Raw genomic sequence first — 22894 nt, forward strand, 5'->3', positions numbered from 1 at the left:
GCCGACCCCCCGCTGCCCGGCGTCCAGCTCTAAAACCGGCCGGCTCTCGCCCCCCGTCGGCGCCCGCGCGGGGGTGGGAGCGGCCGGGGCGGGGGCCGACGGGGCGGCCGAGGGGGAGGGCGAAGGGGCGGGCGCCACCGCCGAGGGGGTCGCCGTGCCGGCAGCGGCGGCGGACGGGGCCGGGGCGGCGGCAGCGGCCGCCGGGGGCGCCGACGCGACGGCGGACGGACTCGCGGCGGCGGAGGGGAGGTCCGGCACGGCGTCGGGCTCCGGGGCGGACGCCGCCCGGGCCGCCCGCACCACCTCCTCCGCCCGGCCGCAGCCGGACAGTCCGAGCAGCGACATCCCCGCTGCGACCAGCAGTAATCTTCGCGAAGTAATCTGACGATCAGACAGCATGGCGGATATCTCCCCCGTTCATCGGGCCGCCTCCCAGCGGCAACCCCGACGGGCTCGATCACCACCCCAACGGCCCATGTCACGACCGGTTCACCGACCCCGTGACCGGATTCCCGTCAGGCCCGCTACTCTGACCTCTCCCAAGTGTGATGATCTGTCTTCAGAGGACGTGGCCATGACGACGAATCAGGATCCCGCCGAGCGCTCCGCCGACGACGACGCCGAGCTGAGCCAGTGGGAGAAGTACGGGGTCGACACCAGCACCCCGCACTCCGCCCGCGTCTACGACTACTGGCTCGGCGGCAAGACCAACTTCCCGCCGGACCGCGCCATGGGCCAGGCGATCGAGCAGGCCGTGCCGACCATGAAGGCGCAGGCCAAGGAGAACCGCGGCTTCCAGAAGCGCGCCGTCCGCCACCTCGCCGAGCGCTACGGCATCCGCCAGTTCCTCGACCTCGGCACCGGCATCCCCACCTCGCCGAACACCCACGAGATCGCCTCGTCGGTCAGCCCCGGCACCCGGGTCGTCTACGTGGACAACGACCCGATCGTGCTGGCCCACGCCCGCGCGCTGATGGTCTCCACCCCGGCCAGCCGCACCACCTACATCCACGCCGACCTGGGCAAGCCCGCCGAGCTGCTGGCCGACCCGGCCCTCACCTCGACCCTGGACCTCTCCCAGCCGGTCGGCCTGCTGATGATCGCGGTGCTGATGCTGATCGCCGACGAGGACGACCCGTGGGGCAAGGTCGCCGCGCTGCGCGACGCGCTGCCCTCCGGCAGCTACCTCGCGCTCACCCACCCCACCCAGGACTTCAACGAGGCCGCCGTCGCCCAGGTGACCGCCTCCGCCCGGGCCGCCGGGATGACCCTGGTGCCGCGCAGCAAGGAGCAGGTCACCCGGTTCTTCGACGGCTGGGAGCTGATCGAGCCCGGTGTCGCCCCGGTGATGTCCTGGCACCCGGAGGGCGAGCAGCCCGAGGACCCGTACGCCGCGTACTACTGGGGCGGCGTCGCCCGCAAGCTCTGAGCCACCCCCCGGTCCACGGCCGCCACCGGCCCCGCCCACCCCCACCGGGCGGGGCCGGCCCGCAGGCCGCCCGCGGCGCCGGGCCTCACTTCAGCAGCCGGGACAGCCGCCGGTCCGCCAGCGGCTTGCCGCCGGTCTGGCAGGTCGGGCAGTACTGCAGCGAGGAGTCGGCGAAGGACACCTCCCGCACGGTGTCCCCGCAGACCGGACAGGGCTGCCCGGTCCGCCCGTGCACCCGCAGGCCCAGCTTCTTCTCCGCCTTCAGCTCCCCCGCCGCCAGCCCGCGCGAACGCTCCACCGCCTCGCGCAGCGTCGTGCCGAGCGCCTCGAACAGCCGCTCCGTCTCGGCCTCCGAGAGGTCCGCCGCCAGCTTGTACGGGGACATCCGCGCCGCGTGCAGCACCTCGTCCGAGTAGGCGTTGCCGACCCCGGCCAGCACGCTCTGGTCCCGCAGCACGCCCTTGATCCGGCGCCGCTCGCCGCTCAGCAGCGCACGGAAGCGCTCCAGGCCGAAGCCGGGGACCAGCGGGTCCGGGCCGAGCCGGGCCACCCCCGGGACCTCCGCCGCCTCCCGCACCAGGTACACCGCGAGGCCCTTCTTGGTACCCGCCTCGGTGAGGTCGAAGCCGTCCGCGTCCGGGCCCTCCAGCCGCACCCGCAGCGCCAGCGGGTTGCGCCCGCCCGGCCTCGGCGGCAGCGCCGGCAGGCCCTCCTTCCAGCGCAGCCACCCCGCCCGCGCCAGGTGGACGACCAGGTGCAGCCCGCCGGCCTCGATGTCGAGGAACTTGCCGTGCCGCACGACCGGGCCGACCGTCCGGCCGGCCAGCGCGGTCACCGGCGGGTCGTAGGTCTTCAGCGCGCTGATCGCCACCGGCTGGACCTCGGCGATCACCCGCCCGGTCAGCCGCTCGGAGAGATAGGCGGTCAGCGCCTCGACCTCGGGGAGTTCCGGCATGCGCCCAGTCTCCCGCAGCCGCCCCGGCCCCGCCCGCCCGCCGCCTTTGCCGTCCACCGGCCCGCGGCGCAGGCTGGAGGGGTGGACCGCGCGCCAGCCGAGGAGGTCCGGCTCCGCATGAGCACGCTAGAGGAACAGATCGACATCGAAGCACCGGTGCTGGCCGCCTGGGAGCAGCTGCACCGGGTCCACGACTACCCGCGGTTCGTCGACGGCGTCCGCCGTGCCCAGCCGCACGGCCGCAACCTCGCCCACCTGGAGGTGGAGATCGCCGGCACCGGGCGCGACGTCGAGACCGAGATCACCGACCGCGGGCGCGGCCGGGTGATGACCTGGCGCACCCTGGACGGCCTGCCGCTGAACGGCGCCTTCGCGCTGCGCCCGCTCGACCGCGCGCACACCCGGGTGCAGCTGCGCGTCGAGTACGACCCGGAGGAGGTGCACGAGGTGTTCGGCGGGCCGCGCGGCTTCGCGCTGGCCGGGGCGATCGAACGCGCCGTGCGCAGCGACCTCGCGCTGTTCCGGGAACTCGTCGAGGCCCGGGTGGCGGCCGCCGCCGCACCGCCCCCGCCGGTCGTCGAGGCACCCGGCACGGTGACCGTAAACGGCATATAAGCGCAGCTCAGGGGCGGCGGTGAGGATCTTCACAGCGGTCCGCCGCACCCGCCGTCCGGCGGTCCTCCTGTGGCACACTCGGGTCCCATGAGCACGGCCCCGCTCCCCAGGACGCTGCGCGCGGCGATCTTCGCCGCGCTGCTCGTGCTGCTCGCGGGGCTCGGACAGGTCCTGGTCACCGGCCGTCCGCTGCCGCTCGGCACGCTGGCCCTGGCCGGCGCCGCCGTCTTCGCGGTGGCCTTCGCGCTGGCCGGCCGCGAACGCGGCTACCGGGCGGTCGCGGCGGTCTTCCTGCCGCTGGAACTCGGCCTGAGCGCCCTGTTCGACCTCGCCCAGTCGACCTGCCCCTCGCTGCCGCCCGGCACCGCCCGCGGCCTCGAACCGCTGCTCTGCGGCGGTGGCTCGCTCGGCGGCTTCCTGCTCGGCCACGGCCTGTCCCGGCCCGCCGGGCTCGTCGTGCTGCTGCTCCTGCACGGCGCGCTGGCCCTGGCCGCCGCCGCCTGGCTGCGCAGCGCCGACGCCGCGCTGCGCTCGGTGGCCCGCACGGTGCGGATCCTCGGCGACTTCGCCCAGCGCTTCCCCGCCGCGGCCGACCGTCTGCTGCTGCTGATCACCGCCCCGCTGCCGGCCCGCCCGGTGGCCCGGGTGCCGTTCCCGCGCGCCAGCCGCGTCCGGGTGCCCGCCGAGTCCGTCGTGCTGCGCCCCGCCGTCCGGCGCGGGCCGCCGGTGCTCGCGCACGCCCGCTGAGGAGCGCCCACCCGGGAGGTCCTCGGCCGGCCGTGCCGCCCCGCGCCCGCACGCCGATCCACGAGCACCAGGACGACCCTTCCCATGAGCACCTCCCCCGAGAAGTCCCCCAAGAGCACCTCCGCCGCCGACCGCAAGGCCGCCCGCCGGGCCGCCACCGAGCGGATGCGCGAGGAGCGCGAGCGCGCCGACCGTTCGGCGCGGATCCGCCGCCGCGTCGTGGTCGGCGCCGCCTCCGCCGCCGTGCTCGCCCTGGTGGCGGGCGTGGCCTTCGCCGTCGGCGGCTCCTCCGGCTCCGGCGACGCCGCGGCCTCCGGCCCGCTGGTGGTGCCGGCCAACGCGGGCGGCGCGGACGGCACCGTGATCACCTACGGCAAGGCCGACGCCCCGCACACCCTGGAGGTCTACGAGGACTTCCGCTGCCCGTACTGCGAGCAGCTGGAGACCACCACCGGGTCGACCATGCAGCAGCTCGCCGACGCCGGCACGTACAAGATCGAGTACCACCTGGCGACCTTCCTCGACCAGGGCCTCGGCGGGAAGGGCTCGCGCACCGCGCTGGCCGCCGCCGGCGCGGCGCTGAACGAGGGCGTGGACAAGTTCAAGCAGTTCCACGACGTGCTCTACGCCAACCAGCCGGACGAGCGCGAGGACGCCTTCGCGGACGTCAACCACCTGCTCGACCTGGCCGGCCAGGTGCCGGGCCTGAAGACCGACGGCTTCGTCAAGGCGGTCCAGGACGGCACCTACGTGCCGTGGGCCCAGCAGGTGAACAAGGCCTTCGACAAGAGCGGCGTCACCGGCACCCCGACCGTGCGCCTGGACGGCAGGAAGCTCGACGTCTTCGCGGGCGGCGCGCCCGCCTCGCCGGAGAACTTCACCGCGATGGTCCGGCAGGTGACCGGATGACGGCCCCCGCCGCCCGCACCCACGGCGCGAGCCGCCCGTTCGCCCTGCTGCTGGTGATCGGCGGCGCGCTGGGGCTGTTCGCCTCGGCCGTCCTCACGCTGGACAAGATCCGGCTGCTGAAGGACCCGTCCTACGTCCCGAACTGCAACATCAATCCGATCATCAGCTGCGGCTCGATCATGCGCAGCGACCAGGCCGAGGCCTTCGGCTTCCCGAACTCGCTGCTCGGCCTCGCCGGATTCGCGGTGGTGATCGCGATCGGCGCCGGGCTGCTGGCGGGCGCCGCCTACCGGCGCTGGTTCTGGCTGGGCCTGCAGGCCGGGACGGTGTTCGGGATCGGCTTCGTGACCTGGCTGATGTACCAGGCGCTGTACCGGATCGGGGCGCTCTGCCCGTACTGCATGGTGGTCTGGGCGGCGATGATCCCGCTGTTCTGGTACACCACGCTGCACAACCTGCGCGCGGGGATCATCCCGGTCCCGCGCGGCCTGCGCCCGGTGGTGCGGGAGGCGGCGCGCTACCACTGGGTGGTGCCGGCGCTCTGGTACGCGGTGATCGTGCTGCTGGTCCTCAACCGGTTCTGGTACTACTGGTCGACCCTGCTCTGACGCCCGCCGCCCCGCCTCCGGACCGTCCCGGTCCGGAGGCGGTCGCCCGGCCCGGGCCGCCGGAGCCGCCGGCCGCGCCCGGGTGCCGCCGCGCTCCCTAGGCCCGGACGGCGGCGCGCGGCGCGAACTCGTAGGCGGCGACCTCGGCCAGCAGGGCGGCGCGGCGCTCCTCGTCGAGGAAGGAGGCCCGGAAGGAGTTGGCGGCCAGCAGCCGCAGGGTCTCGTCGTCCAGGCCGAGCGCCTCGGCGAGGGCGTCGAAGGTGTCCCCGGCGTAGCCGCCGAAGTAGGCCGGGTCGTCGGAGTTGACGGTGGCCAGCAGCCCGGCGTCGAGGATCGCGGGCAGCGGGTGGTCGGCGAGGGTGTCGACGCAGCGCAGCCGGACGTTGGAGAGCGGGCAGAGGGTCAGCGGGATCCGCTCGCGCACCAGCCGCGCGACCAGCGCGGGGTCCTCCAGGCAGCGCAGCCCGTGGTCGATCCGCTCGACGCCGAGCACGTCCAGCGCCTCGGTGATGTACGCGGCCGGGCCCTCCTCGCCCGCGTGGGCGACCCGGTGCAGGCCGGCCTCGGCGGCGCGCCGGTAGACCTCGCGGAACTTGGCCGGCGGGTGGCCGACCTCGGCCGAGTCCAGGCCGACACCGGTGATCCGGCCGCCGAACCAGGGGCGGGCGGCCTCGAAGGTCTCCAGTGCGGACTCGGCGGACTCGTCGCGCAGGAAGCACATGATCAGCCGGGTGCTGACGCCGTGCCGTTCCTCGCTGCGGTCCAGCGCCCGCCCGAGGCCGTCCACGACGACGGCCAGCGGCACGCCGCGCGCGGTGTGCGCCTGCGGGTCGAAGAAGATCTCCGCATGCCGCACCCCCTGCGCCGCCGCCCGGGCCAGGTAGGCGTCGGCGAGCTCCTCGAAGTCCTGCTCGGTGCGCAGCACGGCCATCAGCGCGTAGTACAGGTCGAGGAAGGACTGCAGGTCGGTGAAGGCGTAGGCGCGCCGCAGCTCCTCGGTGTCCGCGTACGGCAGGGTGACGCCGTTGCGGGCGGCGAGCGCGAAGGCGAGCTCGGGCTCCAGGGTGCCTTCGACGTGCAGGTGCAGTTCGGCCTTGGGGAGGGGCATCGGTGCCTGTCCGGGGATTGCGGTGCGGATACGAAGTGGTCATCCTACTTTTTCTCCGCCCCTGACCACGCATCGGGCAGGTCGCGCACCCGCCGCAGCGGCGAGGCGACGAGCAGGCCCGCGCTCGCCACCAGCAGCAGGATCATGAGCCACATCACCGGCCGCAGTCCCAGCCACTCGCCCAGGGCGCCGCCGGTCACCGCGCCGAGCGGGATGGTCGCCTGGTTGGCGGTCATCGAGGCGGACACCACCCGGTCGAGCAGCGCGGGCGGCACGTAGCGCTGCCGGAAGCTGCCGAGCACCACGTTGGCGAGCACCACGCCGCCCACCATGACCGCGAGGCCGCCCGCGTACAGCAGCACCCCCGCGCCCGGCCGGGCTGTCGGCAGCAGCAGGCCGAAGGGGCCGGCGGTGAGCAGCGCGAGCAGCACCCCGCGCGCGCTGCCGAACCGCCGGGTGACCGGCCGGGCGAGCACCGCACCGGCGACCCCGCCGAAGGCGCCGGCCGCGCCCAGCCAGCCGACCGCCGAGGGGGCCACGCCGAGCTCGCGGATCAGGAAGAGCACCGCCACCGCCTGGTAGCCGGCCAGCGCGAGATTGGCGACGGCCCCGTAGCGCAGCACCGCGCCGAGGTACGGGTCACGGCGGACGAAGGCCAGCCCCTCGCGGACCTGGCGGCCGAGCGGGGCCGGGTCCGGCTCCGGGGCCGCCGTGCGCCGGTCGCGGATCAGCAGCAACGCACCCGCCGCGACCAGGAAGCTCACCGCGTCGGCCAGCAGTCCGGCGGCGGCGCCGAAGGCCTGCACGGCGAGCCCGGCCGCGCCCGGCCCGGCGACCTGGGCCACCGAGGCGCCGCCCTGCAGCTTGGCGTTGCCCTCGGTGAGCCGTTCGGGGGGCAGCAGGTCCGGCAGGAACGCCTGGTGGGCGGCGGCGAGGAAGACCGACGCGGTGCCCGCGAGCAGGGCGACCAGCAGCAGCTGGGCGAAGGTCAGCACACCGGACCGGGCGGCGGCCGGCACCGAGGCGTACAGCACCGCCGAGACGAGGTTGCCCCGGACCAGCACCGCGCGCCGGCCCCACCGGCCGATCCAGACCCCGGCCGGCAGGCCCACCAGCAGCCAGGGCAGCCAGACGGCCGCGCTCAGCAGTCCGGCGGCGAGCGGCCCGGCGTCCAGGGTGACCACCGCGACCAGCGGCAGCGCGACGGCGGTGACGGCGGAACCGAGACGGCTGACCGTCTCCCCCGTCCAGAGCAGCCGGAAGTCGCGGTCGGCGAACAGGCCGGCGGATAACCGGGGCGTGCCCCGCAGCTCGGTGCCGGTCACGGCCGGGCCGGGACGCTGTGGGCGAAGGCGAACACCGATTCCCGGGCGCGGCCGTCCTCGGGGACGGGGCGGGCGGCCCAGCGGGCCAGCACCTCGACCAGCTCGCCGGCCAGCTCCCGGGCCTCCTCCGGGGTGAGCCGCAGCCAGGTCTCGGTGGCGACGGCGCAGCCCTCCCGCCAGGGTTCGGGGTAGTCGTGCCGGGCGGCGGACCAGCCGCGCACCAGGGCGGCCTGGCGTTCCAGCTGGAGCGAGCCGGCCGCGTCGGCGACGGCCTCGGCGGCCGGGTCGGCGGTGAAGTCGGCGCGCCGCCAGCGCGGGGTGCCGGCGGTCGGGCGCCACCAGCGTTCGCGGCGGTCGCGGGCCAGCTCGGGCGCCTCCTCGACGAGGTCGGCGCCGGCCAGCACCTTGAGGTGGTGGCTGATGCTGCCGACGGCCTGGCCGGTGCGCTCGGCGAGCAGGCCGACGGTGGCGGGGCCGTCCACCGCGAGCAGGTCCAGCAGCCGGCGGCGGACGGGGTGGGTGAGGGCGGCCAGGACGCGGGAGTCGGCGATCTGCCGGACGCCGTCCGTGACGGGTTCGGTGCGTTCGGTCATGCGGCGAGGATACCCACAAGAGCTCTTGTGCAACAACCCTTGCACGAGAGCTCTTGTGCACTCCGGCGCCCCCCGCAGGGGTGTACGGAAGGGGCTCGCGGGGCACCGGGTACTCGGGGGGTTCCGGTTTCCCGTTCCCGTTTCCGTTCCCGTTTCCCGTTCGCGGTTCCCCGTTTCCGGCTCACGCCGAGGAGGAGTGGACATGCGGCACCCCGACGCCCCGCACCCCAGGCCCGAGGGCATCTCCCCGCACGCCCTGGACAACGACACCCTGGTGCACGAGCTGGAGCAGCTGCACCGGACCAGGCACGAGACCTTTCTGTACGGCTCCGAGGAGGCACTGAAGCGGCACACCCGGCGCACCGGGGAGCTGGAGGCGGAGTACCTGCACCGCTTCCCCAACCGCCTCGTCGTCGCCGGCCGGACCAGGGCCGGCGCGCGCGCCCGCGGGGCGGCGGTCCGGGCCGAGGCGCTGCCCGAGTAGCGCGACCCGCACGCCACCGACCGCGCCGGGGCCCGCGGGACACGCCGGGACACGCCGGGCGGCGGTGGCGTGCCCCCGCGCGGACGGTGGGCGAGGGTGGGGGGACCGACACGTCCACTCCGCGCACCCCCTGGGAGGGCCCCGATGCCCATCGCAAGCGTGAACCCCGCGACCGGCGAGACCCTGGAGACCTTCGAACCGCTGGACGCCGCCGGCCTCGAACAGCGGCTGGCCCGCGCCGAGGCGGCCTTCCGGACGTACCGCACCACGTCCTACGCCCAGCGCGCCGGGCTGCTGCGCCGCGCCGCCGACCTGCTCGACCAGGAGCGCGAGACCGTCGCCCGGACGATGACCGAGGAGATGGGCAAGCCGCTCACCGCCGCCCGCGCCGAGGCCGCCAAGTGCGCCAAGGCGATGCGCTGGTACGCCGAGAACGCCGAGGCACTGCTCGCCGACGAGCACCCCGAGCCGGCCGACGTGGCCGACTCCGGGGCGGCCCGCGCGTACGTGCGGTACCGGCCGCTGGGCGTGGTGCTGGCGGTGATGCCGTGGAACTTCCCCTTCTGGCAGGTGGTCCGCTTCGCCGCGCCGGCGCTGATGGCCGGCAACGTCGGACTGCTCAAGCACGCCTCCAACGTGCCGCGCACGGCGGTGGCGCTGGAGGAGCTGTTCCAGCGGGCCGGCTTCCCGGAGGGCTGCTTCCAGACCCTGCTGATCGGCTCGGGCGCGGTGGAGGGGGTGATCCGCGACCCCCGGGTGGCGGCCGTGACGCTCACCGGCAGCGAGCCCGCCGGGCGGGCGGTCGCGGCCACCGCGGCCGACGTGGTGAAGAAGGCCGTCCTGGAGCTGGGCGGCAGCGACCCGTTCGTCGTGCTGCCGAGCGCGGACCTCGACGCCGCCGTCGCCACCGCCGTCACGGCGCGGGCGCAGAACAACGGGCAGTCCTGCATCGCCGCGAAGCGGTTCATCGTGCACACCGACGTCTACGACCGGTTCACCGCGGGGTTCGCGGAGGCGATGCGGGCGCTGCGGATCGGCGACCCGATGGACGAGGCGACCCAGGTCGGCCCGCTGGCCAGCCGGCAGGGCCGCGACGACCTGGCCGACCTGGTGGACGACGCGCGGGCGCACGGGGCCCGGGTGGAGTGCGGCGGGCGCCGGCCCGAGGGCCTGGGCGCCCGGGGCCTGGACGGCGGGTGGTTCTACGAGCCGACCGTGCTGAGCGGCATCACCCCGCAGATGCGGATCCACCACGAGGAGACCTTCGGCCCGGTCGCCACCGTCTACCGGGCGGCCGACCTGGACGAGGCGGTCGCGCTGGCCAACGACACCCCGTTCGGCCTCAGCTCCAACGTCTGGACGGAGGACCCGGCCGAGCAGGAGCGCTTCGTGCGGGACATCCAGGCGGGCGGGGTGTTCTTCAACGGCATGACCGCCTCGCACCCGGCCCTGCCCTTCGGCGGCGTCAAGCGCTCCGGCTTCGGCCGAGAGCTGTCCGGGCACGGCATCCGGGAGTTCTGCAACATCACCACGGTGTGGGTCGCCTAGGCCCTGCCGGGCCGCCGGAACACGCGCCCGGACCGCACGCCTGGTGCGCCCCCGGCCGGGGCCGCACGCCCCGGCCGGATCCGGCCAATTCTCCAGAGCCCCCCTTGCCCCTTTTGCCCGAAATCCATGGCGCGGGCGCGACGGGCGGGCGTCGACACCCCTCACGCGGCACTGACACACCCTCCACAGAAACCACTTCGTCGACAAACCTGTGTGATTCCCTTGCTCATCTTGATAAAAGCTGAGCCGATTCCTGCCGAATGGCTGAACGCCATCAGGTCCCGCGCGAGGAAAGGCCTGAAAGGAGGCATTCCCGGATAAGTTCGGTGACGACCTGCCGAACGGTCGGTCACCACGGGAAGGAAACGCGATGAAGTCCCTCAAGCGTGCCGCCGCCCTCGTCTCCTCGGCGGCCGTGCTGGCCGGCGGCATGACCGTCCTGGCCGCGGGCCCGGCGAACGCCGCCACCGAGATCACCCTCCAGAACGTCGCCACCAGCCGCTACCTCGACAGCAACGGCAACGGCAACGTCTACACCCTCCCCGGCAACGGCGGCTCGTACCAGCGCTGGTACGCGACCGACCTGGGCGGCTCCACCTTCACCCTGCGGAACAAGGCCACCGGCTTCTGCCTCGACTCCAACGGCAACGGCGACGTCTACGCCCTGAGCTGCAACGGCGGCAGCTACCAGAAGTGGGTCAGGCGCGCGTCCACCTACGGCAACACCTACCGGAACGTGGCCACCGGCCTCTACCTGGACAGCAACGGCAACGGCGACGTCTACGCGCTGGGCGGCAACGGCGGCTCCTACCAGCAGTGGAAGTGAGGACACCCGCCAGACCGCCCGAACGGCATTTCCGAAATGATGATATGACTGTTCATCATTTCTGATTTGACTGTTCGTCATGCATGGCTCGCCCTCCCTGGAACAGCAATCACCGGGGAGGGCTTTCCCGTGCTACGGTGCCCGGCCTGGGGCCATTCGCACCGGCGGCTTTCCCGCACGGCCGAAACGGCCGGCCGCCCGCCCCGGAGAGCCGACCGGAAATCGGCCGCACGTCCAATCCCGCCCGGAACCACGGGGATGTTCGGTGACCATGAGTACACTCGCGTCAGCACTCCATCGCGGGACGGTGGTCGACGCCACGTCGGCCGCCCCGGCCCGCGCCGGTCGGCGGGTGCGGTTCATCCCCTGGGCGCTCGCCCTCACCCTGTTCCTGGTCTACGCGTTCTTCACCGTCCGCCGCCACGAACTGCTGTTCACCAGTGGCTACGACCTCGGAATCTTCGAGCAGGGCGTACGCGGCTACGCCGAGGGGCGCGGCCCGATCGTCGAACTCAAGGGCCCCGGCTTCAACCTGCTGGGCGATCACTTCTCCCCCGCCCTCGCCGTCCTCGCCCCCTTGTACTGGCTCCTCCCCTCGGCCGTCACCCTGCTGCTGGCCCAGTCCGCGCTGGTGGCCGTCGCCGCCGTGCCGATCTGCCGCTGGGCGCTGCGCGCCGCCGGGCCGGCCACCGCGCTGGCCGCCGGCTTCGGCTACGGGCTCTCCTGGGGGCTCGCCTCCGCGCTCGGCTTCGACTTCCACGAGATCACCTTCGCGGTGCCGCTGATCGCCTTCGCGGTCTGCGCGCTCGGCGAGCGGCGCTGGACCGCCGCCGCGCTCTGGGCCGCGCCGCTGGTGCTGGTCAAGGAGGACCTCGGCATCACGGTGGCGGCCGTCGGCGGCTACGTCCTGTGGCGCGGCGACCGCCGCACCGGCGCGGCGACCGTGGTGTTCGGCATCGGCGCGTCGCTGCTCGAACTCCTGGTGCTGCTCCCGGCGATGAGCCCCGGGGGCAGCTTCGCCTACTGGGACAACCTGAGCGGCGGCTCCGGCGGCCGCAGCCTGCTCACCCTGCCGCTCGACCTGGTCACCCCGGGCGAGAAGGTCACCACCGTCCTGCTGCTGCTCGCGCCGACCGTGCTGCTGGCCGCCCGCTCACCGCTGATGATCGTCGCGCTGCCCACCCTCGGCTGGCGGCTGCTCTCCAACAACCCGGCCTACTGGGGCACCAACTACCACTACAGCGCGGTGCTGATGCCGATCGTCTTCGCCGCCTTCGTGGACGTCCTGGTGAAGGCGCGCGAGCGGAGCGGCGTGCTGCCCGGGTGGCTCGTCCGGGCGGCGCCGGCGGCCAGCGCGGTGGTGACGCTGGCGCTGCTGCCCGGGTTCGCGTTCGGCCAGCTGCTCACCCTCAACCTGTGGCGCACCCCGGCCCGGGTCGAGGCCGCCCGGTCGGTGCTGGCCGCCGTCCCCGACGACGCCCGGGTCGCCGCCTCCAACCGGCTGGTGCCGCAACTCACCGACCGGTGCGAGGTCATCGTGTTCGGCTGGCCGCAGAAGTGGTCGACCGCCGAGTGGATCGTGGTCGACGAGGACCGGCCGATGGGCTGGCCGCTGTCGCCCGACGAGGAGCGGCAGGAACTCGCCACCGTCAGGCGCAGCGGCTACCAGGTGGTGCGCAGCGACTACGGCATCACGCTGCTGCGGCGCACACCCGGAGCCGACGCCCCGGCGCCCGAAACCGCCGCGACGGCGCCCGGAACCGACGCGACGGTTCCCGCGGCCCCCGGCACCCCCGGAGCCGGCTGAGCCGGCGGCCCGCCTCCGCCACCCGACCAGCTCCCGCCCCCGACCAGTCCAGGGATCCCGTGCCAGTCGAAACCGGGCTCAGCCCGTCCACCCGTGCGAACCGCCCGCTGCTGCCGCGCGTCACCCGCCCGTCCGCGTCCGGCACCGCCGGGCCGCGGACCGGACGCCGGACCGCCGTCCTGACCCTGCTCTGCTTCGCCGTGACCGCGGCCTGCGGGCTGCAGCAGTGGGCGGCGGTCCTGCTCGGCGGCTTCGACCTCGGCATCTTCCACCAGGGCGTGGCCGGCTACGCGCACGGGGGCCTGCCGGTCTCCCCGGTCAAGAGCTACCACCACGAGTTCCCGCCCGGCTTCTCCCTGCTGGGCGACCACTTCTCGCCGATCCTGGCCGCGCTCGCCCCGCTCTACTGGATCCGGGAGGACCCGCGCACGCTGATCCTCGCCCAGGCGCTGCTGCTGGCCGCCGGCGTGCCGCTGATCCGGCGGATCGCGGTGCACTGCTTCACCCGGCCCGCCACTCGCACCACCGCCGCCGGGCACGACGGTGGCGTCGGTGCCGACGGAACCGACGGCAGCGACGCCACCGCGGACCCCCGGGCCGTCGGCCGGATCGCCGACCTGGCCGGCCTCGTCTACGGCCTGGGCTGGCCGCTCCTGGCCGCCGGGCGCGGCGGCTTCCACGAGGTGGCCTTCGCCGTCCCGCTGATCCTGCTGATGCTCGAACGCGGCCTCGCCCGCCGCTACGGCACCGCCGCCCTCGCCGCCGCCCTGCTCTGCGCCACCAAGGAGGACCTCGGCCTGCTGGTCGGCGTCCACGGCCTGGTCCTGCTCTGGCGCAACCGCCCGCGCGGCGACCGGCGGGGCGAGCGGGCCGGGGACCGCCGCGGCCTCGCCCTCGGCGCCGCGCTGCTCGTCGGCGGCCCGCTGGCCTCGGCACTCGCCATCGTCCGACTGATCCCCGCGATGGGCGGGCAGCCGGACTACTACTGGGTGTACGGCCCGATCGGCCCGGACGCCCGCAGCGCGCTCGCCCATCTGCTCGGGGACCCTCTGCTGCTCCTCCGGACCGCCACCGACGCCCCCGTCAAACCACTGCTGCTGCTCTGGCTGTTCGGCACCCTGCTGCTGCTGCCGCTGCGCTCCGCGACCACGCTCTGCCTGCTGCCGCTGCTCGCCGAGCGCGTGCTCTCCGACAACCCCAACCACTGGTCGATCGCCCACCACTACGACGCCCTGCTCTGGCCGGTGCTGCTCACCGCCGTCCTGGAGGTGCTCGGCCGGCTGTACCTGCGGGGCGGGGCGCACCGGCGCGCCGCCCACGGCCTGGGCACGGCGGTGGTCGCGGGCTCGCTGGTGTGCAGCCTGCTGCTGGGCGGCCTCAGCCTGCTGACGCCGGCCTCCTGGCGCCCTTCGGCGAGCAACGCCGCCCTCGTCCGGGGGGCCGCGCGGATCCCGGACGGCGCGCTGGTGGAGGCCGACAACCAGGTGGTCCCCCGGCTGGTCGGCCGCACCGACGTCGTCCTGGTGGACGCCACCCCGCGCGGGCGCGACTGGGTCCTGATCCGCTCCGACACCCGGACCTTCCCGTTCCAGACCTCGCAGGAGCAGGCCGAGCGGATCGGGCTGCTGCTCGCCCACGGGTACCGGCAGGTCTGGGCGGAGGACGGGGTGGTGCTGCTGCACCGCGAGGGCGGGGAGCCGGTGCCCGGCGCGCGGGTCCCCGACGGGACGAGTGTGCCGGTGAAGGAGATCGTCCCCCCCGACGTCGGGCACAACCTGTTCAAGGGCTGAGCCCGCGCCGGTGTCCCCGGTCCCGCGCGTGCGGGGCCGGGGACACCGCCCGGTGCGGGGTCAGGCGACCGCCGCCCGGTGCCGGCCCGGCAGGGAGGTCCGCCAGCGGACGAACACGCCGGCCAGGGCGAGCAGGGTGGCGCCCCAGACGATGCTGAAGACCACCAGCATCGGCAGCCAGGTCACCTGGGAGGCGACGGCGCCGAGGCCGAGCGAGAGGCCGACCATGAAGACGACGGCCGTCGGGGTGAGGCTGCACAGCCAGTGCAGGGCCCGGTGCGCCCAGCTCGGGTGCTCCGGCGCGTCGGGGCCGGTGTCCAGGGCCTTGTAGGTGATGAGGTCCATCGGCAATCGCCTCCGGGGGGGGGGGTGTCAGGGGAGGTCACGAGGCCTTCCGGGGAGTGGCGGTCTTCCGGGTCGTGGTCTTCTTCGCGGCGGACTTCGCGGTCTTCCTCGCGGTGGTGGCCGGCTCGGCCGCCGTGGTCCTCTTCGCGGCGGCCCGCTTGCGCGGAGCCGCTTTCTTCTCGGCGGGCTCATCGGCCGGCCCCTCGGGCTCCCCGGGCTCCCCGGCCCCGTCCGCCCGGGTGCGGCCCGGGTGGGCGTCCTTGGCCTGCCGCAGGCTGCTGCGCAGCGCCTCCATGAGGTCGATGACGTTGTCCGGCGCCGCCCCCGCCTCCTCCTCGTGCGGCACCTCGACGCCCTGCAGCCGCGCCTCGATCACCTGCTGGAGCGCCTGCTGGTAGTCGTCGTGGAGCTGGTCGAGGTCGAAGTCCTCGGAGAGGGTCTCCATCAGCGAGCGCGCCATCTTCAGCTCCTGCGGCCGCACGGTCACCTTCTCCTCCGGCGCGATGCCGGCCGCCGGGCGGACCTCGTCGGGCCAGATGCAGGTCTGGAGCACCAGTGTGCCGTCGTGCACCCGCAGCACCGCCGGGGACTCCCTGGTCCGGAGCGCGATCTTGGTGACGGCGATCTGGCCGGACTCCACGAGCGCGTCGCGCAGCAGCGCGTAGGGCTTGGCGGCAGCCTTGTCGGCGACGCCGACGTAGTAGGCCTTGGAGAACATCAGCGGGTCGATCTCGCCCTCGTCGACGAAGGCCAGCACGTCGATGATCTTCTTGCTGGGCAGCGGGAGGTCGGCGAGGTCCTCGTCGGTGAGGGTGACGGTCCGGCCGTCCGGCGACTCGTAGCCCTTGGCGATCTCCGCGTACGGGACCTCCTTCTCCTCCCGTTCGCAGTACCGCTTCATGCGCACCCGGCCGCCGTCCCGGGCGTGCACCTGGTGCAGCGGGACGTCGTGCTCCTTGGTGGCGGAGTAGAGGTGGACGGGGATGGAGACCAGACCGAAGCTGATCGTCCCCTTCCAGGTGGTCTGCATGGGGGTCGCTCCTTCCCGGAGCCGTCCCGGTGGTGTCGCGCCGCCCGGGCGGTCCGGGCCCGGGGCTATCCACTCTGCCCGGGTTTGCCCCGTTCGGCCACAGGATGCCGCCCGGCGTCCCTGGGAGGATGGACGGCATGGGGCGCAGCACCGGGCCGGCCCCGCCGCCGGCCGCGACGACGTACCGGGTGCGGTACGCGCTGGCCGGCGAGCCGGAGGTGCGGTGCGCCGAGGTCACGGTGGTGCCGGGGTACTCGCGGGAGGCCGACATCCCGGCCGTCCTGGCCGCCCGGCTCACCGGGCGGCCGGCCGACGCGGGGCGGATCGTCCTGCTGGAGGTGACCGAGGCGTGACGGCCCTGGCGCGGGGGTCAGGCCCGCAGCGAGGCCAGCGTGACGATGGTGATGTCGGACGGCGCGCCGACCCGGACCGGCGGCCCCCAGGCCCCGGCGCCGCGGGTCACGTAGAGCTGGGTGTCGCCGTAGCGCTCCAGCCCCGCGACCGTGGGGTTGGCCAGCTCCGCCAGGTAGTTGCCCGGCCAGAGCTGCCCGCCGTGGGTGTGGCCGGAGAGCTGGAGGTCGACGCCGTGCCGCACGGCGTCGTGGATGGTGACCGGCTGGTGGGAGAGCAGGACGGCGGTGCGGGACGGGTCCCGGTCGCCGAGCGCCCTGCCGAAGTCGGGGCCGTCGCCCTCGCGCTCCCCCGCGATGTCGTTGACGCCGGCGAGGTCGAAGCCGCCCAGCTCGACCCGGGCGTTCTGCAGCGGGTGGACGCCCAGCTCGCGGACGAAGTCCACCCAGGGCGCCGCGCCGGAGAAGTACTCGTGGTTGCCGGTCACGAAGTAGGCGCCGTCGCGGGCCCGCAGCTGCGCCAAGGGTTCGGCGTCGCGGCCGAGTTCCGGCACCGATCCGTCGACCAGGTCGCCGACGACGGTGATCAGGTCGGGCCTCGCGGCGTTGATGGTGTCGACGATCCGCTGGGTGTGGGCGCGCCCGAGGACGGGGCCGAGGTGGATGTCGCTGACCACGGCGATCCGGTACCCGTGGGCGCGGACCGGCAGCTTGGCGAGCGGGACGGTGACCTGCTTGAGCCGCGGTCCGCGCAGCACCCCGTAGGTCCCGGTGCCGACCACGGCCGCCGCCGCGCCGGAGGCGCCGATCGCGACCGCCCGGGCGACGAACAGCCGCCGCTCCGGCGAGGGGGCGACGGACGCTGACGGCTCGTCACCCGCCCTGACGGGGGCCTCCTCCGCGGCCGGCGCGGCCGGCGCGTCCGGTACGCCCGGCACTTCCGCCGCACCCGGCACTCCCGCCGCACCCGGCCCGCCCGGTGCGGCCCGCCGGGCCGGCAGGCGCAGCAGCAGCGGCCGCAGCAGCTCACCGACGCCGAGCGCGAGCAGCAGGTACAGCAGCACCGCCAGCCAGAGGAAGCCCGGCCAGGCGAACCAGCGCTGGACCGCCATCGGGAACACCCGCCCGCCGACCAGCGCGCCGAGCGAGAGCAGCGGCAGCGCGACGGCCAGCACCGTGCCCGTCCGGCGCCAGCCGCCGCCGGGCACCGAGACGTCGCGCACCAGCCGGCGCCAGAGGTACCAGTGGACGAGGGTCAGCAGGGCCAGGACGAGGACGGCGCCGAGCACCACGAGGACGATCATCACGCGGACAGTATGGACGGCCGCCTGACAAACCCCGCCACGGGGCCCCAACGTGCTGTCGCTGCGTCAGATTTGAGCTTTCCGGGTGACCTTCCCACCTGGCCTGACCAGGCCTTTTGCGTCCGCTCACCGAACAGTTGCCGGTGCCTTGTTCCGATAGCCGGAGGTAGCGGCTAGGTTGCACCGCAATGCGCGGATCCGTCCCCCACCCTCCGGCGTTCGAGCCGAGGGTCAGGCCGCGCCGGAAAGGCACAGGGCACCCTCACGATGCGTGCGGACACCACCACCCAGGCCGGTTCCTCGCCGGCCGGTCCCCCGAAGAACGACCGCTCCCCCGGTCACGGCCACGGCGGCGACGGCCGGCTCAAGGCCGGGCTCAAGAACCGCCACCTGTCGATGATCGCCATCGGCGGCGTGATCGGCGCGGGCCTGTTCGTCGGTTCCGGCGCGGGCATCGCCGCCACCGGCCCCGGCATCCTGCTCTCCTACGCGCTGGCCGGTGTGCTGGTCGTGCTGGTCATGCGGATGCTCGGCGAGATGGCCGCGGCCGACCCGCAGAGCGGTTCCTTCTCGGCGTACGCCGACCGGGCGCTCGGCCGCTGGGCCGGATTCACCATCGGCTGGCTGTACTGGTTCTTCTGGGTCGTGGTGCTGGCCGTCGAGGCCACCGCCGGTGCGAAGATCCTCAACAACTGGATGCCCGGCGTGCCGCAGTGGGCCTTCGCACTGATCGTGATGGCCGTCCTGACCGCCACCAACCTCGGCTCGGTCGCCTCCTACGGCGAGTTCGAGTTCTGGTTCGCCGGGATCAAGGTGGTGGCGATCGCGGCCTTCCTGGTGGTCGGCACGCTGGCCGTGTTCGGCCTGCTGCCCGGCACCCACGCGGTCGGCGCCGAGAACCTCACCGGCCACGGCGGCTTCCTGCCGCACGGCGTGGGCGCGGTGTTCACCGGCATGCTCACCGTCGTGTTCGCCTTCATGGGCAGCGAGATCGTCACCCTGGCCGCCGGCGAGTCCGAGGACCCGGAGCGGGCGGTCAGCAAGGCGACCAACAGTGTCATCTGGCGGATCGGGATCTTCTACCTCGGCTCGATCCTGCTCGTGGTCACCCTGCTGCCGTGGGACTCCGCCGCCGTCAAGGGCAGCCCGTACGTCGCGGTGCTGGAGCATGTCGGCATCCCGGGCGCCGGCCGGGTGATGGACGTGATCGTGCTGACGGCCGTGCTGTCCTGCCTCAACTCGGGCATGTACACCGCCTCCCGGATGGCCTTCTCGCTCGGGCAGCGCGGCGACGCGCCGAAGGCCTTCGCCTCGGTCAGCAAGCGCGGCGTGCCGCGGGTGGCGATCCTCTCCTCGGTGGTCTTCGGCTTCGTGGCGGTGTTCTTCAACTACACCTCGCCCGACACCGTCTTCGCCTTCCTGCTGAACTCGTCCGGCGCTGTGGCGCTCTTCGTGTGGCTCGTGATCTGCTTCTCCCAGCTGCGGATGCGCCGGATCCTCGAACGCGAGAGCCCGGAGCGGCTGACCGTCCGAATGTGGCTGTACCCGTACCTCACCTGGGCCGCGATCGGCATGATCGGGTTCGTGGTGGTGTACATGTTCACCGATGCCGACGGTCGGAAGCAGATGTACCTGTCGCTGGTCGCCGCGGCGATCGTGCTGGCGGCGTCGGCCGTGGTGGGCCGTCGGCGGCGGGCCGCGGCGGTGGCTCCGGCATCCTGAGCCGGACCGCAGTACCGCCCGCGGACACCGGGCCCGGGAGCCGTTGCGGAGGCTCCCGGGCCCGGCCCCGTTTCCGGCGCCGCTTTCCGGTGCCGTTCCGTGACGCGGCGGACATGACCCGGCGACGCGCCGCCCCCTACTCTTTCCCCTCATGCGAGATCTTGCAGCGGGGATGGGGTACCTGGCCAAGGGCCAGAAGTGGGTGGGGCGGCACGGCCGCTGGTGGGCGTTCGGGATGATCCCGGCACTGATCACGCTGGCCGGCTACGCGGTGGCGCTGTTCTTCCTCGGCGGCTGGGCCGGGGACATCGCCGAGTGGGCCACCCCGTTCGCCGACTCCTGGTCCTCGCTCTGGCAGGACCTGCTGCGCACCACGCTCGCCGCGGTGGTCTTCGTCGGCGGGCTGCTGCTCTCCGTGCTCACCTTCACCGCGGTCACGCTGCTGGTCGGCCAGCCGTTCTACGAGGCGCTGTGCGAGAAGGTCGACGAGACCGAGGGCGGTGCGCCGACCCCGCCGGACGTTCCGCTCTGGCGCGAGCTGGTGGTGGCGGCCCGGGACAGCCTCTTCGTCCTGGTGCGGGCCGGCGGCTTCGGCGTGCTGCTGTTCGCGGCCGGGTTCATCCCGGTGGTCGGGCAGACCGTGGTGCCGGTGCTGGGCTTCCTGGTCTCCGGCTTCTTCCTCACCCTGGAGCTGACCTCGGTAGGCCTGCAGCGGCGCGGGGTGCCGCAGCGCGAACGCCTGCGGCTGTTGCGCGGGCGGCTCGGGCTGGCGCTCGGGTTCGGCGTGCCGCTGGTGCTGGGGTTCCTGGTCCCGCTGGTGACGGTGATCGCCATGCCCGGCGCGGTGGCCGGCGCGACGCTGCTGGCGCGCGACCTGGTGCCGGTCGGGGAGGAGCCCCGGCCGTCGTCGGAGGACGGCGACGAGCAGGGAGAACAGGGCGAGCAGGGCGGGCACGGCGAGCGGCCGGACGCGGCGGCCGTCCCGGAGCTGCCGGAGTACGGCGCGCGGCGGCCGGTGGACGGCAACCCGTACGCCGCCCCGGCGCAGCCGGTGGAGCCGGTGGAGCCCCATCCGTACCGGAGCGCGTGAGTGCCCCGTCACCCTGCGTCCGGCCCGCCGCCGCCCGCGTGTGAGGCCTCCCACAGGGGCCGGGCGGTCTACTGCCGCCGATAGTGGCCGGCCGCGCGGCGTCGTCCCGGCCGGGGTCCGCGGTGCGCCGCCCGCAGGGCCGCGGCCCGGGCGGCCGGGCGTCGCCGGAGCGCAACGACGCAGGCGGTGGGCCGGTTCGGACCGTCGGTTCCTCGACGGCCCGCCGGTGCGACCATCGATTCACGGAAACGGACAAATCGCCACGAAGCGCCCGCCATCGGCCGGGCGCTTCGCCGTTCCGGGCCATCCGCTCCACTACCGCCCGTCGTAGCCGAGCGCTTTGCCGCCCCCGCCGGGCTCTGCCAAGAATGGCCCGTCGCCGGGCAGCGCGGCTGCCCCCCGAGCGCGCCCGACGCGCCCCGACGGCACCCCGACGGAAAAGGATCGTCCGCTTCATGCAGCTCAGCCATGCCCGCCGCAACTCGCTGATCACCGGGATCGCCACCCTGGTGGTGGCGGGCGCGGCAACCGCCGCCCTGGCCGTCCCCGACAGCGGGACCGCCGTCGCCGAGGCCCCCGCCGCCGCGGTGGTCGACACCGCGGCGCAGGCGCAGGCCGAGGCGGACGCCCGGGCCCAGGCCGATGCCCAGGCCGCCGCCGCTGCGGCTGCCGCGCAGGCCCAGGCGCAGGCGCAGGCGCAGGCCGAGGCGGACGCCGCCGCCCAGGCGCAGGCCGCCGCCCAGGCCGAGGCCGAGGCGAAGGCCCAGGCGGACGCCAAGGCCAAGGCGGACGCCGCGGCCGCCGCCTCCCGCTCGCAGGAGCGCTCCGCGCTGAACAGCAAGCCGTCGTACTCCGGCAGCCCGCGCGAGATCGCCGCCCAGATCGTGCCGGCCGGCCAGCTCCAGTGCTTCAACAACATCGTGTCCCGCGAGAGCAGCTGGAACGTCACCGCGACCAACCCGTCCTCCGGCGCCTACGGCCTGGTCCAGGCCCTGCCCGGCTCCAAGATGGCCTCGGCCGGCTCCGACTGGCGCACCAACCCGGTCACCCAGATCAAGTGGGGCCTGAACTACATGAACTCCCGCTACGGCAGCCCGTGCGGCGCCTGGGCGTTCTGGCAGTCCCACCACTGGTACTGAGCCACCCCCGCCCCCGCCACCACGAGCCCGCAGGCCCTCCGCCCGCGGGCTCGCGGCCTTGCGGGCAGGCCACCGGCCCGCAACGCCCCGTAGCGGCGGACGGCGTGCGCCGGATGCCCGCTCCGCGCCGGTTCCACTTGCCGGGTCGGTGCCTTCCGGCGGAGTGGGAAGTCGGGCAGGCCGACTTCCTGCTCCGTTACCCCAACCCGCAGACGGATTGAGGCCGCAAGCCCGCGCCGACCCACAGCCCGACCACGTCACGGCAGCGACGCGACGCAAGAAGTCGGCCCCGCCGACGTCCTGCTCCACGGACCGCCAGTCGGCGCCCGCCGCCGCGCAGGGCCGTCGTCGTCGTGCAGGCCGTGCGACCGGCATCCAGGTCGGCCGAAATCCTGGTGGTCCCGGGCGTGTCCGGGGCGCGAGAGTGGGACCCATGGATCAGGTGAGGCTCTCCGACGGGGTCGTCACGCTCACCCCGTTCCGGGCCGAGGACATCGACGCGCACCTCGCGGGCGAGGACGAGTTGCTGGTGCGGTGGCTGAACGGCGGCCCGAGCACCCGGGCGGGCACCGAGGAGTACGTGCGCCGGTGCACCGCGCAGTGGGTGTACCGGGGGCCGGCCCGGGTGTTCGGGATCCGGACCGGGCCCGAGCCGGTGCTCGCCGGCACGATCGACCTGCGGTTCGCCATGCCGTGCCTCGGCCCGGGGCAGGTCAACATCGCCTACGGCCTCTACCCGGCCTTCCGCGGGCGGGGCCTGGTCACCAGGGCGGTGCACCTGGTGTGCGGGTACGCGGCGCAGGAGGGCGCGCGGGAGGGCGTGATCCGGGTCGACCCGGAGAACCACGCCTCGGCGGCGGTGGCCCGGCGGGCCGGCTTCCGGTACGCCGGGCGGATGCCGGAGCCTCCCGGGAGCGCGCTCGACCGGTACGTCCGCGAGCTGGCCGGCGTACCCGTCGGGGCGCACGCGGCGGCCGCCCGCACGGTCTGAACGATCCCGTCAGGGGCGGCGCCGCACGGCCGCCGCCACCTCACCCGCCAGCAGGCCGACCGCGATCGCCGTCACCAGGGTGACCAGCTCCACCAGATCGCGGAATCCGCCGATGGGGTGACCGCCCGCCAGGTCGGTCAGGCCGCGCATGCCGAGCGAGCCGACGGTCAGGGTGAAGA

At 74.5% G+C, this 22894-nt stretch carries 22 protein-coding genes; 15 read left to right on the forward strand and 7 right to left on the reverse strand.

Features of this window, described 5'->3' with window-relative positions:
• Positions 1–574: 574 nt before the first annotated feature.
• Complete coding sequence (locus ACFXAM_RS27680; protein WP_380295182.1) at positions 575–1429, forward strand: SAM-dependent methyltransferase; 855 nt, start codon at positions 575–577, stop codon at positions 1427–1429.
• Positions 1430–1514: 85 nt separating this feature from the next.
• Here ACFXAM_RS27680 and ACFXAM_RS27685 read toward each other — a convergent pair whose 3' ends face one another.
• On the reverse strand, positions 1515–2384 hold the full coding sequence (locus tag ACFXAM_RS27685; RefSeq protein ID WP_380295183.1) for an Fpg/Nei family DNA glycosylase: 870 nt from the start codon (positions 2382–2384) through the stop codon (positions 1515–1517).
• A gap of 117 nt (positions 2385–2501) precedes the next feature.
• On the opposite strand from ACFXAM_RS27685, the gene ACFXAM_RS27690 reads away from it, so the two are divergent.
• The 4 genes from ACFXAM_RS27690 to ACFXAM_RS27705 all read left to right on the forward strand — a co-directional run bounded on the left by ACFXAM_RS27690 (position 2502) and on the right by ACFXAM_RS27705 (position 5263).
• Positions 2502–2999 carry an SRPBCC family protein gene (locus ACFXAM_RS27690; RefSeq protein WP_380295185.1) on the forward strand — a complete coding sequence of 166 codons (498 nt, stop codon included), beginning with the start codon at positions 2502–2504 and terminating at the stop codon, positions 2997–2999.
• Between the two features lie 87 nt (positions 3000–3086).
• The gene (locus ACFXAM_RS27695) at positions 3087–3746 is read left to right on the forward strand and encodes a hypothetical protein (RefSeq protein ID WP_380295187.1); all 660 of its coding nucleotides are present in this window, start codon (positions 3087–3089) and stop codon (positions 3744–3746) included.
• Between the two features lie 84 nt (positions 3747–3830).
• Complete coding sequence (locus tag ACFXAM_RS27700; protein ID WP_380295188.1) at positions 3831–4655, forward strand: DsbA family protein; 825 nt, start codon at positions 3831–3833, stop codon at positions 4653–4655.
• A complete protein-coding gene (locus ACFXAM_RS27705) occupies positions 4652–5263 on the forward strand; it encodes a vitamin K epoxide reductase family protein (protein WP_380295190.1) in 612 nt (203 codons plus the stop codon). The genes ACFXAM_RS27700 and ACFXAM_RS27705 overlap by 4 nt, the downstream gene beginning before the upstream one ends.
• 97 nt (positions 5264–5360) lie before the next feature.
• Here the strand turns inward: ACFXAM_RS27705 and ACFXAM_RS27710 are convergent, their stop codons facing one another.
• From ACFXAM_RS27710 to ACFXAM_RS27720, 3 genes are read right to left on the reverse strand one after another with little or no spacing between them, the layout of a single operon-like run.
• Complete coding sequence (locus tag ACFXAM_RS27710; protein WP_380295192.1) at positions 5361–6371, reverse strand: adenosine deaminase; 1011 nt, start codon at positions 6369–6371, stop codon at positions 5361–5363.
• A gap of 44 nt (positions 6372–6415) precedes the next feature.
• A complete protein-coding gene (locus ACFXAM_RS27715; RefSeq protein ID WP_380295194.1) occupies positions 6416–7696 on the reverse strand; it encodes an MFS transporter in 1281 nt (426 codons plus the stop codon).
• A complete protein-coding gene (locus ACFXAM_RS27720; protein WP_380295196.1) occupies positions 7693–8289 on the reverse strand; it encodes an ArsR/SmtB family transcription factor in 597 nt (198 codons plus the stop codon). The genes ACFXAM_RS27715 and ACFXAM_RS27720 overlap by 4 nt, the downstream gene beginning before the upstream one ends.
• A 202-nt stretch (positions 8290–8491) precedes the next feature.
• On the opposite strand from ACFXAM_RS27720, the gene ACFXAM_RS27725 reads away from it, so the two are divergent.
• From ACFXAM_RS27725 to ACFXAM_RS27745, 5 genes are all read left to right on the forward strand, one after another.
• Positions 8492–8773, forward strand: a complete 282-nt coding sequence (locus tag ACFXAM_RS27725; protein WP_380295198.1) for a DUF6158 family protein — start codon at positions 8492–8494, stop codon at positions 8771–8773.
• A 144-nt stretch (positions 8774–8917) separates the two neighbouring features.
• On the forward strand, positions 8918–10321 hold the full coding sequence (locus ACFXAM_RS27730) for an NADP-dependent succinic semialdehyde dehydrogenase (protein WP_380295200.1): 1404 nt from the start codon (positions 8918–8920) through the stop codon (positions 10319–10321).
• Between the two features lie 370 nt (positions 10322–10691).
• On the forward strand, positions 10692–11147 hold the full coding sequence (locus ACFXAM_RS27735; protein WP_380295202.1) for an RICIN domain-containing protein: 456 nt from the start codon (positions 10692–10694) through the stop codon (positions 11145–11147).
• Between the two features lie 271 nt (positions 11148–11418).
• Positions 11419–12954 carry a DUF2079 domain-containing protein gene (locus tag ACFXAM_RS27740; RefSeq protein ID WP_380295203.1) on the forward strand — a complete coding sequence of 512 codons (1536 nt, stop codon included), beginning with the start codon at positions 11419–11421 and terminating at the stop codon, positions 12952–12954.
• Positions 12955–13013: 59 nt separating this feature from the next.
• Positions 13014–14744, forward strand: a complete 1731-nt coding sequence (locus ACFXAM_RS27745) for a DUF2079 domain-containing protein (RefSeq protein WP_380295205.1) — start codon at positions 13014–13016, stop codon at positions 14742–14744.
• Positions 14745–14804: 60 nt separating this feature from the next.
• Here the strand turns inward: ACFXAM_RS27745 and ACFXAM_RS27750 are convergent, their stop codons facing one another.
• Positions 14805–15089 (reverse strand): hypothetical protein, encoded by a 285-nt coding sequence (locus ACFXAM_RS27750; RefSeq protein WP_380295207.1) that lies wholly within the window; start codon positions 15087–15089, stop codon positions 14805–14807.
• 37 nt (positions 15090–15126) lie between these two features.
• Positions 15127–16119, reverse strand: coding sequence for a Ku protein (locus ACFXAM_RS27755; RefSeq protein ID WP_380295209.1), 993 nt, complete (start codon positions 16117–16119; stop codon positions 15127–15129).
• A gap of 137 nt (positions 16120–16256) precedes the next feature.
• Between ACFXAM_RS27755 and ACFXAM_RS27760 the strand changes: the two genes are divergently transcribed.
• Positions 16257–16472 carry a hypothetical protein gene (locus ACFXAM_RS27760; protein WP_380295211.1) on the forward strand — a complete coding sequence of 72 codons (216 nt, stop codon included), beginning with the start codon at positions 16257–16259 and terminating at the stop codon, positions 16470–16472.
• A gap of 17 nt (positions 16473–16489) precedes the next feature.
• On the opposite strand, the gene ACFXAM_RS27765 is transcribed toward ACFXAM_RS27760, so the two are convergent.
• Positions 16490–17773, reverse strand: a complete 1284-nt coding sequence (locus tag ACFXAM_RS27765; RefSeq protein ID WP_380295220.1) for a metallophosphoesterase — start codon at positions 17771–17773, stop codon at positions 16490–16492.
• 267 nt (positions 17774–18040) lie between these two features.
• Between ACFXAM_RS27765 and ACFXAM_RS27770 the strand changes: the two genes are divergently transcribed.
• The 4 genes from ACFXAM_RS27770 to ACFXAM_RS27785 all read left to right on the forward strand — a co-directional run bounded on the left by ACFXAM_RS27770 (position 18041) and on the right by ACFXAM_RS27785 (position 22715).
• Positions 18041–19495 (forward strand): amino acid permease, encoded by a 1455-nt coding sequence (locus ACFXAM_RS27770; RefSeq protein ID WP_380295212.1) that lies wholly within the window; start codon positions 18041–18043, stop codon positions 19493–19495.
• A 151-nt stretch (positions 19496–19646) separates the two neighbouring features.
• Positions 19647–20585, forward strand: coding sequence for an EI24 domain-containing protein (locus ACFXAM_RS27775; protein ID WP_380295214.1), 939 nt, complete (start codon positions 19647–19649; stop codon positions 20583–20585).
• 455 nt (positions 20586–21040) lie between these two features.
• Positions 21041–21724 (forward strand): transglycosylase SLT domain-containing protein, encoded by a 684-nt coding sequence (locus ACFXAM_RS27780; protein ID WP_380295216.1) that lies wholly within the window; start codon positions 21041–21043, stop codon positions 21722–21724.
• Between the two features lie 433 nt (positions 21725–22157).
• Entirely contained in the window at positions 22158–22715 is a 558-nt protein-coding gene (locus ACFXAM_RS27785; protein WP_380295218.1) for a GNAT family N-acetyltransferase, read from the forward strand.
• The last annotated feature ends 179 nt before the right edge of the window (positions 22716–22894 follow it).

Origin of the sequence: Kitasatospora sp. NPDC059462 (assembly GCF_042749955.1) — a bacterium.
Lineage (GTDB): Bacteria > Actinomycetota > Actinomycetes > Streptomycetales > Streptomycetaceae > Kitasatospora.

Coding starts and splice junctions, on each gene's coding strand:
- ACFXAM_RS27740 (WP_380295203.1), top strand. CDS start 11,419: ATGAGTACACTCGCGTCAGCACTCCATCGCGGGACGGTGGTCGACGCC.
- ACFXAM_RS27730 (WP_380295200.1), top strand. CDS start 8,918: ATGCCCATCGCAAGCGTGAACCCCGCGACCGGCGAGACCCTGGAGACC.
- ACFXAM_RS27765 (WP_380295220.1), bottom strand. CDS start 17,773: ATGATCGTCCTCGTGGTGCTCGGCGCCGTCCTCGTCCTGGCCCTGCTG.
- ACFXAM_RS27725 (WP_380295198.1), top strand. CDS start 8,492: ATGCGGCACCCCGACGCCCCGCACCCCAGGCCCGAGGGCATCTCCCCG.
- ACFXAM_RS27710 (WP_380295192.1), bottom strand. CDS start 6,371: ATGCCCCTCCCCAAGGCCGAACTGCACCTGCACGTCGAAGGCACCCTG.
- ACFXAM_RS27700 (WP_380295188.1), top strand. CDS start 3,831: ATGAGCACCTCCCCCGAGAAGTCCCCCAAGAGCACCTCCGCCGCCGAC.
- ACFXAM_RS27720 (WP_380295196.1), bottom strand. CDS start 8,289: ATGACCGAACGCACCGAACCCGTCACGGACGGCGTCCGGCAGATCGCC.
- ACFXAM_RS27750 (WP_380295207.1), bottom strand. CDS start 15,089: ATGGACCTCATCACCTACAAGGCCCTGGACACCGGCCCCGACGCGCCG.
- ACFXAM_RS27780 (WP_380295216.1), top strand. CDS start 21,041: ATGCAGCTCAGCCATGCCCGCCGCAACTCGCTGATCACCGGGATCGCC.
- ACFXAM_RS27690 (WP_380295185.1), top strand. CDS start 2,502: ATGAGCACGCTAGAGGAACAGATCGACATCGAAGCACCGGTGCTGGCC.
- ACFXAM_RS27760 (WP_380295211.1), top strand. CDS start 16,257: ATGGGGCGCAGCACCGGGCCGGCCCCGCCGCCGGCCGCGACGACGTAC.
- ACFXAM_RS27705 (WP_380295190.1), top strand. CDS start 4,652: ATGACGGCCCCCGCCGCCCGCACCCACGGCGCGAGCCGCCCGTTCGCC.
- ACFXAM_RS27775 (WP_380295214.1), top strand. CDS start 19,647: ATGCGAGATCTTGCAGCGGGGATGGGGTACCTGGCCAAGGGCCAGAAG.
- ACFXAM_RS27680 (WP_380295182.1), top strand. CDS start 575: ATGACGACGAATCAGGATCCCGCCGAGCGCTCCGCCGACGACGACGCC.
- ACFXAM_RS27695 (WP_380295187.1), top strand. CDS start 3,087: ATGAGCACGGCCCCGCTCCCCAGGACGCTGCGCGCGGCGATCTTCGCC.
- ACFXAM_RS27755 (WP_380295209.1), bottom strand. CDS start 16,119: ATGCAGACCACCTGGAAGGGGACGATCAGCTTCGGTCTGGTCTCCATC.
- ACFXAM_RS27785 (WP_380295218.1), top strand. CDS start 22,158: ATGGATCAGGTGAGGCTCTCCGACGGGGTCGTCACGCTCACCCCGTTC.
- ACFXAM_RS27735 (WP_380295202.1), top strand. CDS start 10,692: ATGAAGTCCCTCAAGCGTGCCGCCGCCCTCGTCTCCTCGGCGGCCGTG.
- ACFXAM_RS27685 (WP_380295183.1), bottom strand. CDS start 2,384: ATGCCGGAACTCCCCGAGGTCGAGGCGCTGACCGCCTATCTCTCCGAG.
- ACFXAM_RS27770 (WP_380295212.1), top strand. CDS start 18,041: ATGCGTGCGGACACCACCACCCAGGCCGGTTCCTCGCCGGCCGGTCCC.